Source organism: Clostridium sp. HMP27, from assembly GCF_000765165.1.
Lineage (GTDB): Bacteria > Bacillota > Clostridia > Clostridiales > Clostridiaceae > Clostridium_AK.
Genome location: NZ_JMFY01000003.1, coordinates 85,979 through 99,467 on the forward strand (window position 1 = coordinate 85,979; position 13,489 = coordinate 99,467).

At 29.4% G+C, this 13,489-nt stretch carries 13 protein-coding genes and 1 other RNA gene; 11 read left to right on the forward strand and 3 right to left on the reverse strand.

The annotated features are described in order from the left end of the window. The first annotated feature begins 9 nt into the window (after nucleotides 1-9). From DP68_RS02965 to DP68_RS03015, 11 genes are all read left to right on the forward strand, one after another. Complete coding sequence (locus DP68_RS02965) at nucleotides 10-777, forward strand: alpha/beta hydrolase family protein (protein ID WP_035305850.1); 768 nt, start codon at nucleotides 10-12, stop codon at nucleotides 775-777. A 21-nt stretch (nucleotides 778-798) separates the two neighbouring features. After that, complete coding sequence (locus DP68_RS02970) at nucleotides 799-1,785, forward strand: ADP-ribosylglycohydrolase family protein (protein ID WP_035305852.1); 987 nt, start codon at nucleotides 799-801, stop codon at nucleotides 1,783-1,785. A gap of 222 nt (nucleotides 1,786-2,007) precedes the next feature. Then, on the forward strand, nucleotides 2,008-2,484 hold the full coding sequence (locus tag DP68_RS02975; protein WP_035305854.1) for a hypothetical protein: 477 nt from the start codon (nucleotides 2,008-2,010) through the stop codon (nucleotides 2,482-2,484). Between the two features lie 64 nt (nucleotides 2,485-2,548). Beyond that, the gene (locus tag DP68_RS02980; protein ID WP_035305856.1) at nucleotides 2,549-4,414 is read left to right on the forward strand and encodes an ATP-binding protein; all 1,866 of its coding nucleotides are present in this window, start codon (nucleotides 2,549-2,551) and stop codon (nucleotides 4,412-4,414) included. A 163-nt stretch (nucleotides 4,415-4,577) separates the two neighbouring features. Further along, nucleotides 4,578-5,624 carry an extracellular solute-binding protein gene (locus DP68_RS02985; RefSeq protein ID WP_035305858.1) on the forward strand — a complete coding sequence of 349 codons (1,047 nt, stop codon included), beginning with the start codon at nucleotides 4,578-4,580 and terminating at the stop codon, nucleotides 5,622-5,624. Between the two features lie 97 nt (nucleotides 5,625-5,721). Further along, entirely contained in the window at nucleotides 5,722-6,819 is a 1,098-nt protein-coding gene (locus DP68_RS02990) for an ABC transporter ATP-binding protein (protein ID WP_035305862.1), read from the forward strand. Continuing rightward, nucleotides 6,820-8,484, forward strand: a complete 1,665-nt coding sequence (locus tag DP68_RS02995) for an iron ABC transporter permease (RefSeq protein ID WP_035305864.1) — start codon at nucleotides 6,820-6,822, stop codon at nucleotides 8,482-8,484. Between the two features lie 107 nt (nucleotides 8,485-8,591). Continuing rightward, the gene (locus DP68_RS03000) at nucleotides 8,592-10,298 is read left to right on the forward strand and encodes a histidine kinase (RefSeq protein WP_035305867.1); all 1,707 of its coding nucleotides are present in this window, start codon (nucleotides 8,592-8,594) and stop codon (nucleotides 10,296-10,298) included. Further along, nucleotides 10,291-11,073: a response regulator gene (locus DP68_RS03005; RefSeq protein WP_035305870.1), complete on the forward strand. Its 783-nt coding sequence runs from the start codon at nucleotides 10,291-10,293 to the stop codon at nucleotides 11,071-11,073. The genes DP68_RS03000 and DP68_RS03005 overlap by 8 nt, the downstream gene beginning before the upstream one ends. Before the next feature lie 64 nt (nucleotides 11,074-11,137). Beyond that, the gene (locus DP68_RS03010; RefSeq protein WP_035305873.1) at nucleotides 11,138-11,320 is read left to right on the forward strand and encodes a hypothetical protein; all 183 of its coding nucleotides are present in this window, start codon (nucleotides 11,138-11,140) and stop codon (nucleotides 11,318-11,320) included. 84 nt (nucleotides 11,321-11,404) lie between these two features. Beyond that, nucleotides 11,405-12,232, forward strand: a complete 828-nt coding sequence (locus DP68_RS03015) for a Cof-type HAD-IIB family hydrolase (protein WP_035305876.1) — start codon at nucleotides 11,405-11,407, stop codon at nucleotides 12,230-12,232. Between the two features lie 79 nt (nucleotides 12,233-12,311). Here DP68_RS03015 and ssrS read toward each other — a convergent pair. The 3 genes from ssrS to DP68_RS03025 form a co-directional block, all read right to left on the reverse strand. Continuing rightward, nucleotides 12,312-12,504: non-coding RNA, 6S RNA (ssrS, locus tag DP68_RS19145), on the reverse strand. Nucleotides 12,505-12,581: 77 nt separating this feature from the next. Next, a complete protein-coding gene (locus DP68_RS03020) occupies nucleotides 12,582-13,181 on the reverse strand; it encodes a lysine exporter LysO family protein (RefSeq protein WP_035305878.1) in 600 nt (199 codons plus the stop codon). 2 nt (nucleotides 13,182-13,183) lie between these two features. Then, nucleotides 13,184-13,459 (reverse strand): LysO family transporter, encoded by a 276-nt coding sequence (locus tag DP68_RS03025; RefSeq protein WP_035305880.1) that lies wholly within the window; start codon nucleotides 13,457-13,459, stop codon nucleotides 13,184-13,186. Nucleotides 13,460-13,489 lie beyond the last annotated feature (30 nt).

A 13,489-nucleotide genomic window follows, 5' to 3' on the forward strand; every position in this document is an offset into this window, starting at 1 on the left:
GGAAAATATATGGCGATAATAAATTTTGAATTTGCATCTAAAACGTTGTGTCAAACTGCTAGGGTTAAAATTTTTATTCCCGACAATATACTACAAAGAGGAAATATGAAAGATACAGCGGTTATGTACCTTCTTCATGGGAAGGGTGATAACGAAAAGTCCTGGGGAATAGAAAGTAACGCATATAAATATGCGAAGCAATACGGAGTTATAATGATAATGCCTTTCGCAGCAAATAGTTTTTATACAAATATGGCTTATGGCGATAGGTATTGGGGCTTTATAGCCGAAGAACTACCAAAAGTTTTAGAGAATTCTCTTAAAATATCTAGTTCTAAAGAAAAAACTTTTGTATGTGGGTATTCAATGGGAGGTTATGGAGCTTTAAAGCTTGGATTAACTTATCCAGAAAGATATAGTGCAGTTGGAACTTTATCAGGAAGCTTAAGAAGCATGAAAGAAAATAAATCAAAAATAGTCAGTGGAGAACGCCCGGATTTATTTCTTGTCTTTGGTGATTGTGGAGAAAAGGTAAAAGAAGAAAATGATATATATTATTTAACAAGTAAAGCATTAAAAGAAGGGAAAAATATTCCTAAACTTTATATTTATTGTGGCAAAAATGATAGCTTATATGATGTAAATATTAGGTATAAGAATTTTGCTATAAATAATGATATAGATTTAATTTTTAAGGATGATGATGGCAATCACAGCTTTGAATATTGGGACGAACAGTTAAACATATTTCTAGAAGTTATTAGTAACTTAAAATAAAAAAGTGGAGGGATTGATTATATGTTGAGTAAAAAAGATTTAATAAATAATAGAGAACTTGCTTACGATAAGGCACTAGGAGCAATTGCAGGATTATCAATAGGAGATTCTTTTGGAGATGCATCAAGAAAGCCAGATAATCAATTAAGTTATGGAATAACTACAGATTTTAACCAAGGGGCTTCCTGGAGTACAGATGATACTGAATTTGCACTTTTAACTGCAAAGATATTAATAGACTGCGGTGGAAAGCTTACTACAGATGAAGTTGTAAAGGGTTGGATGGAAAATGTGGTAACTCAAGATGAATTTCCAAGAGGCGGTGCCAGTGAAATAGAAGCAGCTAGAAACTTAAGAAGAGGAGTTAAACCTCCATACTCAGGGAAATATAATTCATATCATAACAGTGATGGTGGAGCAATGAGAATTGCACCTATAGGTATTATTTGTGCTGGGGATCCTAAAAAAGCTGCAGAACTAGCAGAAATAGATGCCAGTGTAAGCCATTTTAGAGAAGGCGTATGGGGAGCTCAAGCTGTAGCAGCAGCTGTTTCTGTTGCAATGGTTGATGGAACAATAGATGAAATAATAGAGGCTGCATTATCTGTTATTCCTGAAGATTCATGGCTATATTATTCAATAAAAAAGGCTTTAAGAATCGTTGATGAAGCTCATGGTGAGATGATGGACGCATGGATGCCTTTACATGATGAGCTTTGGACAAGTTATAAAGCAAGTGTTCCGGAAGCAATTGCAGAAGCCTTTGGAGTTCTTAAATTAGTAAATAAGGATTTCAGAACTGGAGTAGTAGCCGCTGGAAATTTCGGTAGGGATGCAGACACAATTGGAGCCATTGTAGGTGCAATACTCGGAGCAAAATATGGAGCTGCTCAAATGCCTGAGAGATGGATTGAAAAAACAAGATATCCTTCAGGTACATGCCTTGCTTTTACAAAGGGAATGGATACAAAAGAAATAGGGAAGACACTTAGTGATTTAATTAAATAATTTAACAAAGACGACCTAGAGGAAGAAGTTCTTCTAGGTTTTTTGATAATACATTGGTTTTATGCATTTTTGAGAAGGAAATTTACAAATTATATCGAATAATATGAAATATAGATAATGCGTGATGAAGGTATAGATATTTGTAGAAATAATTATTTATATAAATAACTATTCTTTTTATATAAATAATTGGAAAGTTATATAAGGAAGTGATATAGAAAAATGTTTAAACTTGACTGGATTGAAGTTTTTTTAAGAGGTATTCCTGAAGTGCTATTAATTATTTGGGGAATATATGTAATAACTAAGACTTCAATTAATATGAAAAATTATATGTTCTCCAGTATGGTAGTGGTAATAGCTACTTATTTTACAAGAATGCTTCCTATATATATGGGAGTACATACGTTCATTGTTATTTTCTTTACCATATGTATCATGGCTGCAACTGGTATACCAGTGGTAAAATCAATATATGGTGTTTTACTTATGTTTTTAATAGTTTCATTAAGTGAGTTTTTAAATGTAGTAATATTAAATTTACTAAACATTAATACAAATATTGAAGTGATAAATCCTATCACTAAATCTATACTGGGCGTTCCTTCATTGGTTATTACATACTTATTTATTATAGTAATTCGTTATTTTACAGCAAATAAGAAAGAGATAAATATTTTTCAAGATAAAAATTACTGATTTATTTAATTAGTGATTTTTATATTTTAATAAAGGTTTTGTTTTTATCTAAGGAGGTTAACTTATGAAATATGCCATTAATGAAAATGAAAACAGTATTTTTAAGATGCTATCTATTATAAAGATTGCAATAATAGTATTCATCAGCATAATTGTATATATTAACATACCCAATTATTGGTCGATTTTGAGGATAAAAAATAATGGCCAATTCAATTTATACACTACAGCATTTTTTTTATGTACTATGATACTAATCTATGTAAGCTGGACAATAACTAATTTAAAAGTAAAATTATCAATAAGTATATTTAACATTTCATGGTTAATTGAAAACATTTTCTTTTTATCAATTATATCTTTGCCAATTTACTTATTTTCAGCTTATGATAATGAATATAAGTACTTGTTTTTATTATTAATAGTATTTTCAGTTATTCAATATGGGTTAAACTATGGAGTTATTACTGCGTTTTTTTCTTCTATATTTATTCTCGGAGTAGACTTGTTATATGCTCCGTCAGTTAGTGGTGTTAATATGCATTTTCAAAAAGATTTAGTAATGGTAGGTATTTTTATTTTTGTTGCGTGGGTGCTTGGATATTATGTGGAATTAGAGAATGAAAATAAAATGAAGAAGGAAAATGAGCTTCAACTATTAAGTACTGAATTAAAGGAAAGAAATACAGAGAGACGTATTATTGAGGAATCATTAATAAAAAATAAAATATGCTATGATATTTTATTTGAAAACTCACAAAATGCCATCATTGTCCATGCTGATGGGAAAATTTTATATGCAAATGAGAGTGCCGCTAGATTGTTAGGATATGAAAGTCCTCTAGATTTAAATAACAAGTCAATATATAATCATTGTTCACAGAAGGATATAGCATTTGTAAAGGAAAGATATTTAAATATAATTAAAAGTAAGCTTTCTAAAGTTATATATGAATCCAATATACTAAACTGCACAGGTAATTCAATTGCGGTACGCAATACATCCACTTTTTTTGTATATGAAGGTAAGGAATCAGTAATGTCTTTCTTACTTGATATAACACCAGAAAAGCAAATAGAAACATTAAAACATGATGTAGAAAAGAATATAAAATTATTAAATGAGTCTAGAGAATTTAATACTCTTGTAACGGAGTTTTTTATCAATATGTCTCATGAATTTAAGACGCCAGTTAATGTTATTTCTGTTGCCATTCAAACAATGAATATGTATCTGGAGAATTTTAATACTGATAATATAGATAAATTTAAATCCTATTTAAAAATAGTTAAGCAAAATTGCTTTAGAATGACTAGACTTATAAATAATCTTATGGATATAACTAAAGTTGATTCTGGATTTATTAAAATTGATAAAAAGAATGGTAATATAGTAAGTGTTGTTGAAGATATTACCCAATCTGTAGCAGCTTATATAAAAAGCAAAGATATAGAACTTATATTTGATACAAATGTTGAAGAAAAGATTATGGCTTTTGACCATGACAAAATAGAACGTGTAATATTAAATCTTCTATCTAATGCCTTTAAATATACAAATTCCAATGGACATATATATGTAAATTTAGAGGATAAAGGAGAAAATGTTGTAATCAAAGTAAGAGATGATGGACATGGTATTCCAAGTAATATGCTTAATGTCATATTCGAACGCTTAGGACAAGCAAATCGTTCACTTTCAAGACAATGTGAAGGAACTGGAATAGGACTATATCTTGTAAAATCCTTTATTGAAATACATGGTGGCAAAATAAGTGTTACTAGTGAGGAAGGTAAAGGTAGTGAATTTACTATAGTACTGCCTGCTAATCTGATAAGTGATGAAAAATATGAAAACAAGTCTTTTTATGAAACTAATGTAGAGATGATAAATATAGAATTCTCTGATGTATATTCAGTGTCAACATAAGTAGGCAAGTGCCCCGGATATTATGAATATTACGCATGACCTAGAAGAATAGTTTTCTAGGTTTATTTTTTTGGATGTTATATTGGTATTGTAGGATAGACTTTAAAAATAAAAAAGTTACAATTAATATAGATGGAATTAATATACAAGAGGGGGAATAAAAATGAAAAAGTTTATACTAACAATGCTACTAACTTCAGTATTAGGTATGAGTTTAATTGGCTGTGGTTCTAAAGAAGCTGCCACTAATAGTACCAAGTCTTCTGACAGCAAGGAGTTAACCGTTTACACTGCTCGTAGCGAGAGCTTAAATAACTTAGTAATTAGTAATTTTGAAAAAGATACGGGGATTAAAGTAAATCTTGTTGTAGCTGGAACAGGAGAGCTACAGAAACGTGTAAAGTCAGAAAAGGACAATCCTTTAGGTGACATACTATGGGCTGCTGATGAAACAATGTTATCATCTTCTAAAGAGCTATTCATGGAATATGTTTCTCCGGAAGATGTGAATATGGAAGAAAAGTTTAAAAATAAAAGCGGTTATTTTACACCTTGTTTTGCAGATCCAACGGTATTCATAGTAAATAAAAATTTAATAGGTGATATAAAAGTTCAAGGATTTAAAGATTTATTAAATCCAGCCTTAAAGGGAAAAATTGCCTTTGGAGATCCAACAAGTTCAAGTTCAGCATTTCAATCACTTATGGCTATGCTCTATGATATGGGCAAAGATGGTGATCCTATGTCTAATGAAGCTTGGGAATTTGTAGATAAGTTTTTAGCTAATCTTGATGGGAAAATGGCAAGTAGTTCAGGACAGCTTCATAAGAGCGTTGCGGATGGAGAATATCCAGTAGGATTAACTTGGGAAGATCCAGCAGCTAACTATATTAAAAATGGTGCTCCAGTAGAAGTAGTATTTCCTAAGGAAGGAGCAATTTTTCCAGGAGAATCTGTACAAATAATTAAGGGATGCAAAAATGCTGAAAATGCTAAGAAATTTGTTGACTATCTGCTTTCTGAAAAGATACAAAATGCAGTAGGAACTGAATTAACCGTACGTCCTCTTAGAAAAGGCGCTAAGCTTGCATCATATATGATTCCACTTGATAAAATTAAAATTACACCTAATTATGATGAAAAATGGGTAACAGAAAATAAGGATAAAGTAACAGCTAAGTTCAATGAGCATATTGAAAAAGTAAAATAATAATTATATTAAAGTAATTTCATATAAAAGAGTATTTCATCAAAAGAAATGCTCTTTTATAAAATACAAACAAAGCGGGAGAGGCAGGGATAATAGTATGGGTGTTTCTATTAATATAGATAAAGCGGTAAAAAGATATGGAAATGATGTGATTATTAAAGACTTATCATTAAAGATTAATCCAGGAGAGCTTTTTACCTTACTTGGACCTTCTGGATGTGGTAAAACTACTTTACTACGCATGATTATAGGATTTAATTCTATTGATGGAGGAGAAATTAAAGTTGAGGATAAGGTTATAAACAATATTCCTCCTGCAAAAAGAAATATGGGAATGGTGTTTCAAAATTATGCTATTTTCCCTCACATGTCTGTAAAAGATAATGTAGCTTTTGGGTTGAAGAATCGTAAAATTTCTAAAGAAGAGATAGAAAAACAAGTTGATGAAATATTAAAGATAGTAAAAATAGATCACTTAAAAGATAGGATGCCAGCAAATCTTTCTGGTGGGCAGCAGCAGCGTGTGGCTTTAGCGAGAGCAATTGTAATTCAACCAGAAGTACTTCTTATGGATGAACCATTGTCAAATCTTGATGCTAAATTGAGAGTTGAAATGAGAAATGCTGTAAAAAAAATACAAAATGAAATAGGTATAACTACAGTATATGTAACACATGACCAGGAAGAAGCACTTGCTATATCAGACAGAATAGCTGTAATGAATGGTGGAATAATTCAACAAATAGGTAAGCCAAAAGAAATATACCAAAGACCTGCTAATATCTTTGTATCTACATTCATTGGACTATCAAATGTTTTAGAAGCAGTCATCAAATTTGACGATAATGGCGATAAATGGATTGAATTTAATAAGGACTATCAAGTTAAAATGGACAATGTTTCGGATGATGTTATAAATGAAGAAAAGGTTTTAATTTCTGTTCGTCCTGAGGAGTTTATTATTAATAGAAATGGAAAAGGAATTAAAGCAACCATAAAAAGCAGTGTGTTTCTAGGATTAACTACTCATTATTTTATTGAGTTAGACAATGGACAAGAAGTAGAGGTTATACAAAATTCAGATGTAGAAGATATTATACCAAATGAAACTCCTATTTACTTAACCGTTGATAGTAAAAAAGTAAATGTTTTTAATTATGAAAGTAAATATACTTTAATAAAAGAGGTGATATAGATGAAATCCATAAACAAGAAGGGTCATAACATATGGAACATATTAACCTTAGCAATTTTAGCTATATTTGCTTTATTTATTGTATATCCTTTAGTTCTAGTTTTATATAAAAGTTTTATAGATCCAGAATCAGGAGGACTAACTTTAAATTATTTCACTAAGTTTTTTTCTAAAAAGTTTTATTGGAGTACTCTATTAAATAGTTTTCAGGTTACTATTTGTGCTACATTAATTTCTGTCTTAATAGGATTACCTATGGCCTATATAATGAAGAGAATTAAAATAAAAGGAAGTGGATTGTTAGGCATTTTAATTGTAATATCATATCTTTCTCCACCATTTATAGGTGCATATGCTTGGATTCAGCTATTAGGAAGAAATGGAGTTTTAACTAATATAATTAATTCTATATTTCATGTAAAAATGAATGGTATATATGGATTTCCGGGGATTGTGCTTGTATTTTCTCTGCAATCCTATCCATTAGTTTACATGTATATTACAGGAGCATTAAAGAATCTAGACAATTCGTTAAATGAGGCAGCAGAAAGTTTAGGGTGTACAGGAGTAGATCGCGTTGTAAAAATTATTATGCCATTAATAATGCCGACTATGTTCGCTAGCTCTTTATTGGTATTTATGAGAGTATTTGCAGATTTCGGAACACCTATGCTTATAGGGGAGGGATTTAAAACAATTCCAGTGCTTATATATACTCAATTCATGAGTGAAGTAGGTGGCGATGATGGTTTTGCTGCAGCTCTTTGTGTTATTGTAATAATTGTAACTATACTATTATTCTTTCTTCAGAGATTCTTGGCAAACCGAAATACTTATTCAATGTCTGCGTTGAAACCTATGGAAGCTAAAGAAGAAAAAGGACTTAGAAATGTATTAGCTCATACTTTCGTGTATTTTGTAGCATTTCTTTCAATAATCCCACAAATCGTAGTAATATATACATCCTTCTTAAATAATAATGGAGGACAGGTATTTACAAAAGGATTTTCGCTAAAAAGTTATAAAGCTACTTTGCTTGCAAAGGATAATTCTGTTATAAGAAACACTTACTTATTTGGGTTAGTTGCAATAGCTATTATTGTTATAATAGGAGTTCTGATTTCATATTTAACTGTAAGGAAGAAAAATTTCTTTACTCATTTATTAGATACACTAACAATGTTTCCGTATATAATACCGGGATCCGTTCTAGGTATATCATTTTTATTTGGTTTTAATAAAAAACCTTTACTGTTAAGCGGTACCGCTGCCATTATGATTATAGCTTTTGCAATTAGGAGAATGCCTTATACTATACGTTCAAGTACAGCAATAATAGGACAAATTAGTCCTAGTGTGGAGGAAGCAGCTATAAGTCTTGGAGCATCGGAGATAAAGTCTTTTACGAAAATTACAGTACCTATGATGCTGCCAGGAGTGCTTGCAGGGGCGATAATGAGTTGGATAACTGTAATCAGTGAGTTAAGTTCATCTATCATACTATATACTACAAAAACTAAAACACTTACGGTTTCAATATACACAGAAGTTATTCGTGGAAATTATGGTAATGCTTCTGCTTACTCTACTGTATTAACACTTACAGCTGTAGTATCGCTTCTATTATTTTTTAAGATATCTGGTAAACGTGAAATAAGTATATAATACTTTTTATGAAGAGTAAATAATAGGACTTCGAAAACTGGGGACCTATTATTTTCGCTTGATATGGTATAATTTATATAAAAAGGTTGTTTGTAGGTGGATAAATAATGAATAAATATTCTAGGTTCAAGGATTATATGAGACATTCATTTATACAATATGCAATAATACTAATTTCTTTTGTGTTCATATTGTTTATTACTTCTATGATTATAAATTTCAAATTATCTTCTATTCAAACTAATAAATCAGGGAATAGGAAAGTAAGTGATTTTTTTCAACAGCAATATGATATATATTATGAAAACACAAAAAAGCTATCGCAAAATAAAATTATAAAAGATTTTATAGGTAGTGGAAAAAACAGAAAGGAAGCCTTTACTTTATTATATAATTTTTCAAATGGACAAGATATTAAATCAAATTTTATAATTTTTGATGCAGATAAAAATATTAAGGCAACTAATTTATATGAATCTAATACTTTGATTTCTGCAAACAGTACTGAAATAAGGGATATTATTAATAGGATAAATGAGGAAAAGGATGAAGTGTTAGCTACTATTAATAAAACACAATATCATAATGGACAAAGGTCTGATTACGCATTTGCTAAATGTATTGCAGATAAGGATGGTATTATAGGATATTTAATGCTTCAATTAAGAGATAGTGATATAAATAATTTTGTAATTAACACAGATGCGGATATTATAAGTATTAATGACAGGTTTGATAATGTAATATATTCTAATAATAATAATTTAATAGATTCTGCAGGGAAGTTTAACCCCGATATAAATTCAAATAACATTACTAAGCTTAATGAGAAATCTTATTATACTAACATAAATAATAAACTACCAAATAATATAAGAATAATAACAATGTCTTCTATTGCTGTGCAGCAGCAAATGCTGATTTTTGGAGTAATAATTATTTGTATTATTGGTTTTTTTGTGATTATCTTAGTAAGCTTTTTAGCTAATAAAATGACTAATAAAAATATCAATGCAATTGATACTTTGTTAGAAGCTATAGATAAATGTGCTAGTGAGAATTTAGAATATAGAATAAGCTTAGATACCTTTGAAGAATTCAAAATACTTTATAATAAATTTAATAATATGATAACTAAAGTGCAATATTTAATTGATAAAAATAAAGAAATTTCTGAGAGAAAAAGAATCATGGAAATAAAACATTTAGAAGGGCAATTAAATCCTCACTTTGTATTTAACGTATTAGAAACTTTACGCTATGAAATACTTTTAAATCCTGAGGAAGCTTCAAAGATGTTAGTTTCCTTTGCTAAGTTGATGAGATACAGCATTAATTACGGCAGTTCTGAAGTCGAATTACAAACAGATATTGAGTATGTAAACAATTACTTGATGCTACAAAAGATTCGATATAATAATCGGTTGGAATACTATATTCACGTAGATAAAAAATTGATGCTTTGCAAAATACCTAAATTAATTATACAGCCAATAGTAGAAAACAGTTTAGTTCATGGTATGAAGGATTCTGCTCAACTTATAATAAATGTTAGGGGAGAAATAGTGGAGAATAGAATTGAAATTTCCATTGAAGATAATGGAAAGGGGATACAAAGAAATGATATGGAAAAGTTATTGAATATATTAAATGATGAGTATGCTATGCCGGAACACATAGGATTATATAATGTAAATAGAGCAATTAAATTAATGTATGGGGAGGATTATGGTTTAAATATTTATAGTAAATATGACTCCGGAACAAAGATAATATTAAAAATTCCAATAATAGCAGGTGATGGTGATGTATAAAATTCTGGTTGTTGAAGACGAGGATATAATACGCAAGGGGTTAATTTACATGGTGGATTGGTTGAAGGTAAATTGTGTTATAGCAGGAGAAGCTAGTGATGGGAAAGAGGGTATAGAAAAAATCAAAGAAATAAAGCCGGACATTGTAATTACAGATATAAAAATGCCATATAAAGATGGAATTGAGATGTTAGAAGAAACCATATTTGAACATGAATACGAAACTATTATAATTTCAGGATATAGCGAATTTGAGTATGCTAAAAAGGCTATAAAATTAAATGTTACGGAGTACTTATTAAAACCTATAGATTTTGAATATCTTTACGAAACTATTGAGAAATTAACTGAAAAGATTCAATCAAAAAATAAGATTAAGGAAGTTATGAATAAATTTAGTAATATGCAATCTTCAGAGGTATTGGATATAGGGTATTATGAAAAGCAAACCTTTAAAACAAAGTATGTGAGAAAAATGATTAAATTTATTGAAACAAAATATAATTGTAAAATATCTTTAGAAGACTTAAGTAAGGAAATTAATGTTTCTTCTGCTTATCTTAATACTAAATTTAAAGAGGAAACTTCCTATACTTTTAATGATTTTTTAAATCGTTATCGTATATTGCAATCTATTGCATTATTGAAGCAAGGGAATTTAAAGATTTATGAGATAGCAGAAGAAGTTGGGTTTAAGGACTATAAATATTTTATTGAAGTATTTAAAAAGTATATAGGTTATTCTCCGAGTAAATTTTTAGATATAAATAATTGATGATAATACATTTAATATATATAATAATCTTAGATAAACATATAGTTAAGGATGTGATTTACTTATGGAAGTACATGTATTTATAAAAGGTGAAAAGGAACCTGTGGTTTACAGCGGAGAGAGAATAGATGTTTTAGATTTCGAGATGAATGGAATCAAATATAAACAAATACGATATTTTAGAAGAGGCTTTAGTAAAAGCGAACTTGTGGAAGAAAAAATTATAAATAAAATAGTTCAAAAATAAAAATATAATGACAATATAATTTTGGTGTAGTAATTTTTAATTATATACACCTATAATTTTTTAGTGACAAAGGGGACAGGACTTATGATTAAGTATAAGTGGTGCGTATGTGATATGGATGGAACACTTTTGGACTCAAAAGGTATTATATCACAAGAAAATGAGAAAGCCTTAAAAGATCTAGAGAGAAAAGGACTAGAAATAATTATTGCGTCAGGAAGAGTTGATCTTTTAGTGAAATCTTATATAAAGCAGTTAAATTTAAGGGGACACATTATAGCTTGCAATGGAGGCTTAATTAAGAATATAGAAACAGGGGAAATACTTTATTCAAAAATAATTGATAAAGATACTTCAAGGAATATAATATTTTATTGTTTAGAAAACAACATAAATTTTCTTATTTATACAACTGATTTAGTGTATTCTAATAAAAACAATCCTAGAGCAGAGCATTATGAAAATTTAAATAATCATCTTCCCAAGGACTTGTATGTCCCTATAAAGTATATAGATGATATAACAATTAAAAACACTGATAATATTGATGTTTTAAAAGTTTTATTAATTTGTGATGATGGAGAAAAATTTAAGATTTTAGAAAGTAAGTTCTCAAAGTTTGATAATCTTACAGTAGTAAGCTCATTTAATGGACTTTTAGATATTATGGCATCTGATATCTCAAAGGGTAATGCTTTAAAGATCTTATCAGAAAAACTAGATGTGGATTTAAGCAAAGTGATTGCGTTTGGAGATAATAATAATGATTTAGAGATGTTTCAATGTGCAGGGATGCCTATAGCTATGGAGAATGCTATAGATAGTATTAAATTACATGCAAAATATATAACTAAATCAAATGATGAGTCAGGTATTGCTTATGCTATTAATAATTTTATATTAAAAGATTGATAGTAAAAGAAAAAAAGGAATGTAAAAATAATAAAGCCAACGCTTGATATAATCAAGTATTGGCTTACAATCTTTAAAGATAATATCCAAAATACCGGTACTCTAATTTTGACACCTATCTCTCGATAGGTGGGTATCCTCACAGATGCATCAATCGCCTTCAATGCCGTAAAAAGGACTCATAAGAAGGTACATTTCCTCATCTAAATATTGGATTCCCGAAGTTAAAATGTAGGTTCAAAATAAGAGCCTAACGAATATTTCAGAAAAAGTAATCTATCTAAGTTGTGAGATTATAATAACATATTTAAAGTTTATATGCAAGTGTTATGTGCATGATAATTGAAACCTAATATAGCGTATAAAAAAAGCTAATAAGTATAGGAACTAAAGAACTTAATACCACCCCGTTTAAAAAAGATATTATCGTTACCTCAGGGGAAGTAACCTCCGAGATAAGTGGAAGAGTGGTATCCATAGATGTAGCACCAGCTGGAGCTATGGCAGTATAATGATTTAATTTTGATGCAATAATAGGAATAGATATTACCGCAATTAATTCTCTAAAAATATTTGTAAGAAGTGCGATGGTTCCAACATGTGCACTATCGAGGTTTGTAAGCATTATTCCAGATAAACTATACCATCCAAAGCCAGAAGCTATTGATAAACCTGATTTTATTGGTAAATCATAAATTATTGATGTCATAATACCTCCAAGGAGGCTTCCAAGAACTATGGAAAAGGGAACCAATAATATTTTAAAACCTGCTTTTTTTAAATCTTTTATAAGCCCTTTGTTTGAACCCACATCAATTCCAACGGATAAAATTGTAAGATTAAGTGCAAAACTGCTGATAATGCTAATGTTATTTGCTATATTCTCTGGAACGAAATAGTAACCACATAAAATCCCGCCTATCACAGCTGCAAGTAAAACAATTGTCACGTCTAGTCACTTCCCTTCATGAATTTACTAGTCACTATAAAAACCAATATTATACTAAATAAAGATGTTAAAATTGCAAAAGTAAGAGCAGTGGTCCCTATGTTTTTTAAGTTAGCTACAACTGATTTATTAGCACCAACGGAAATTCCCATAGAAAAGAGTAAAAAAACCACAGCAAACTGCTGGACTTTACTATTTGTCTTTTTTTGTTTATAAGATAAATTAAAAAAATACCCTATGATAGCTCCTACTACCAAGGATAAAAGAATTTTCCACATATAAAATTCCTCCCTTTATTAGAATAACAA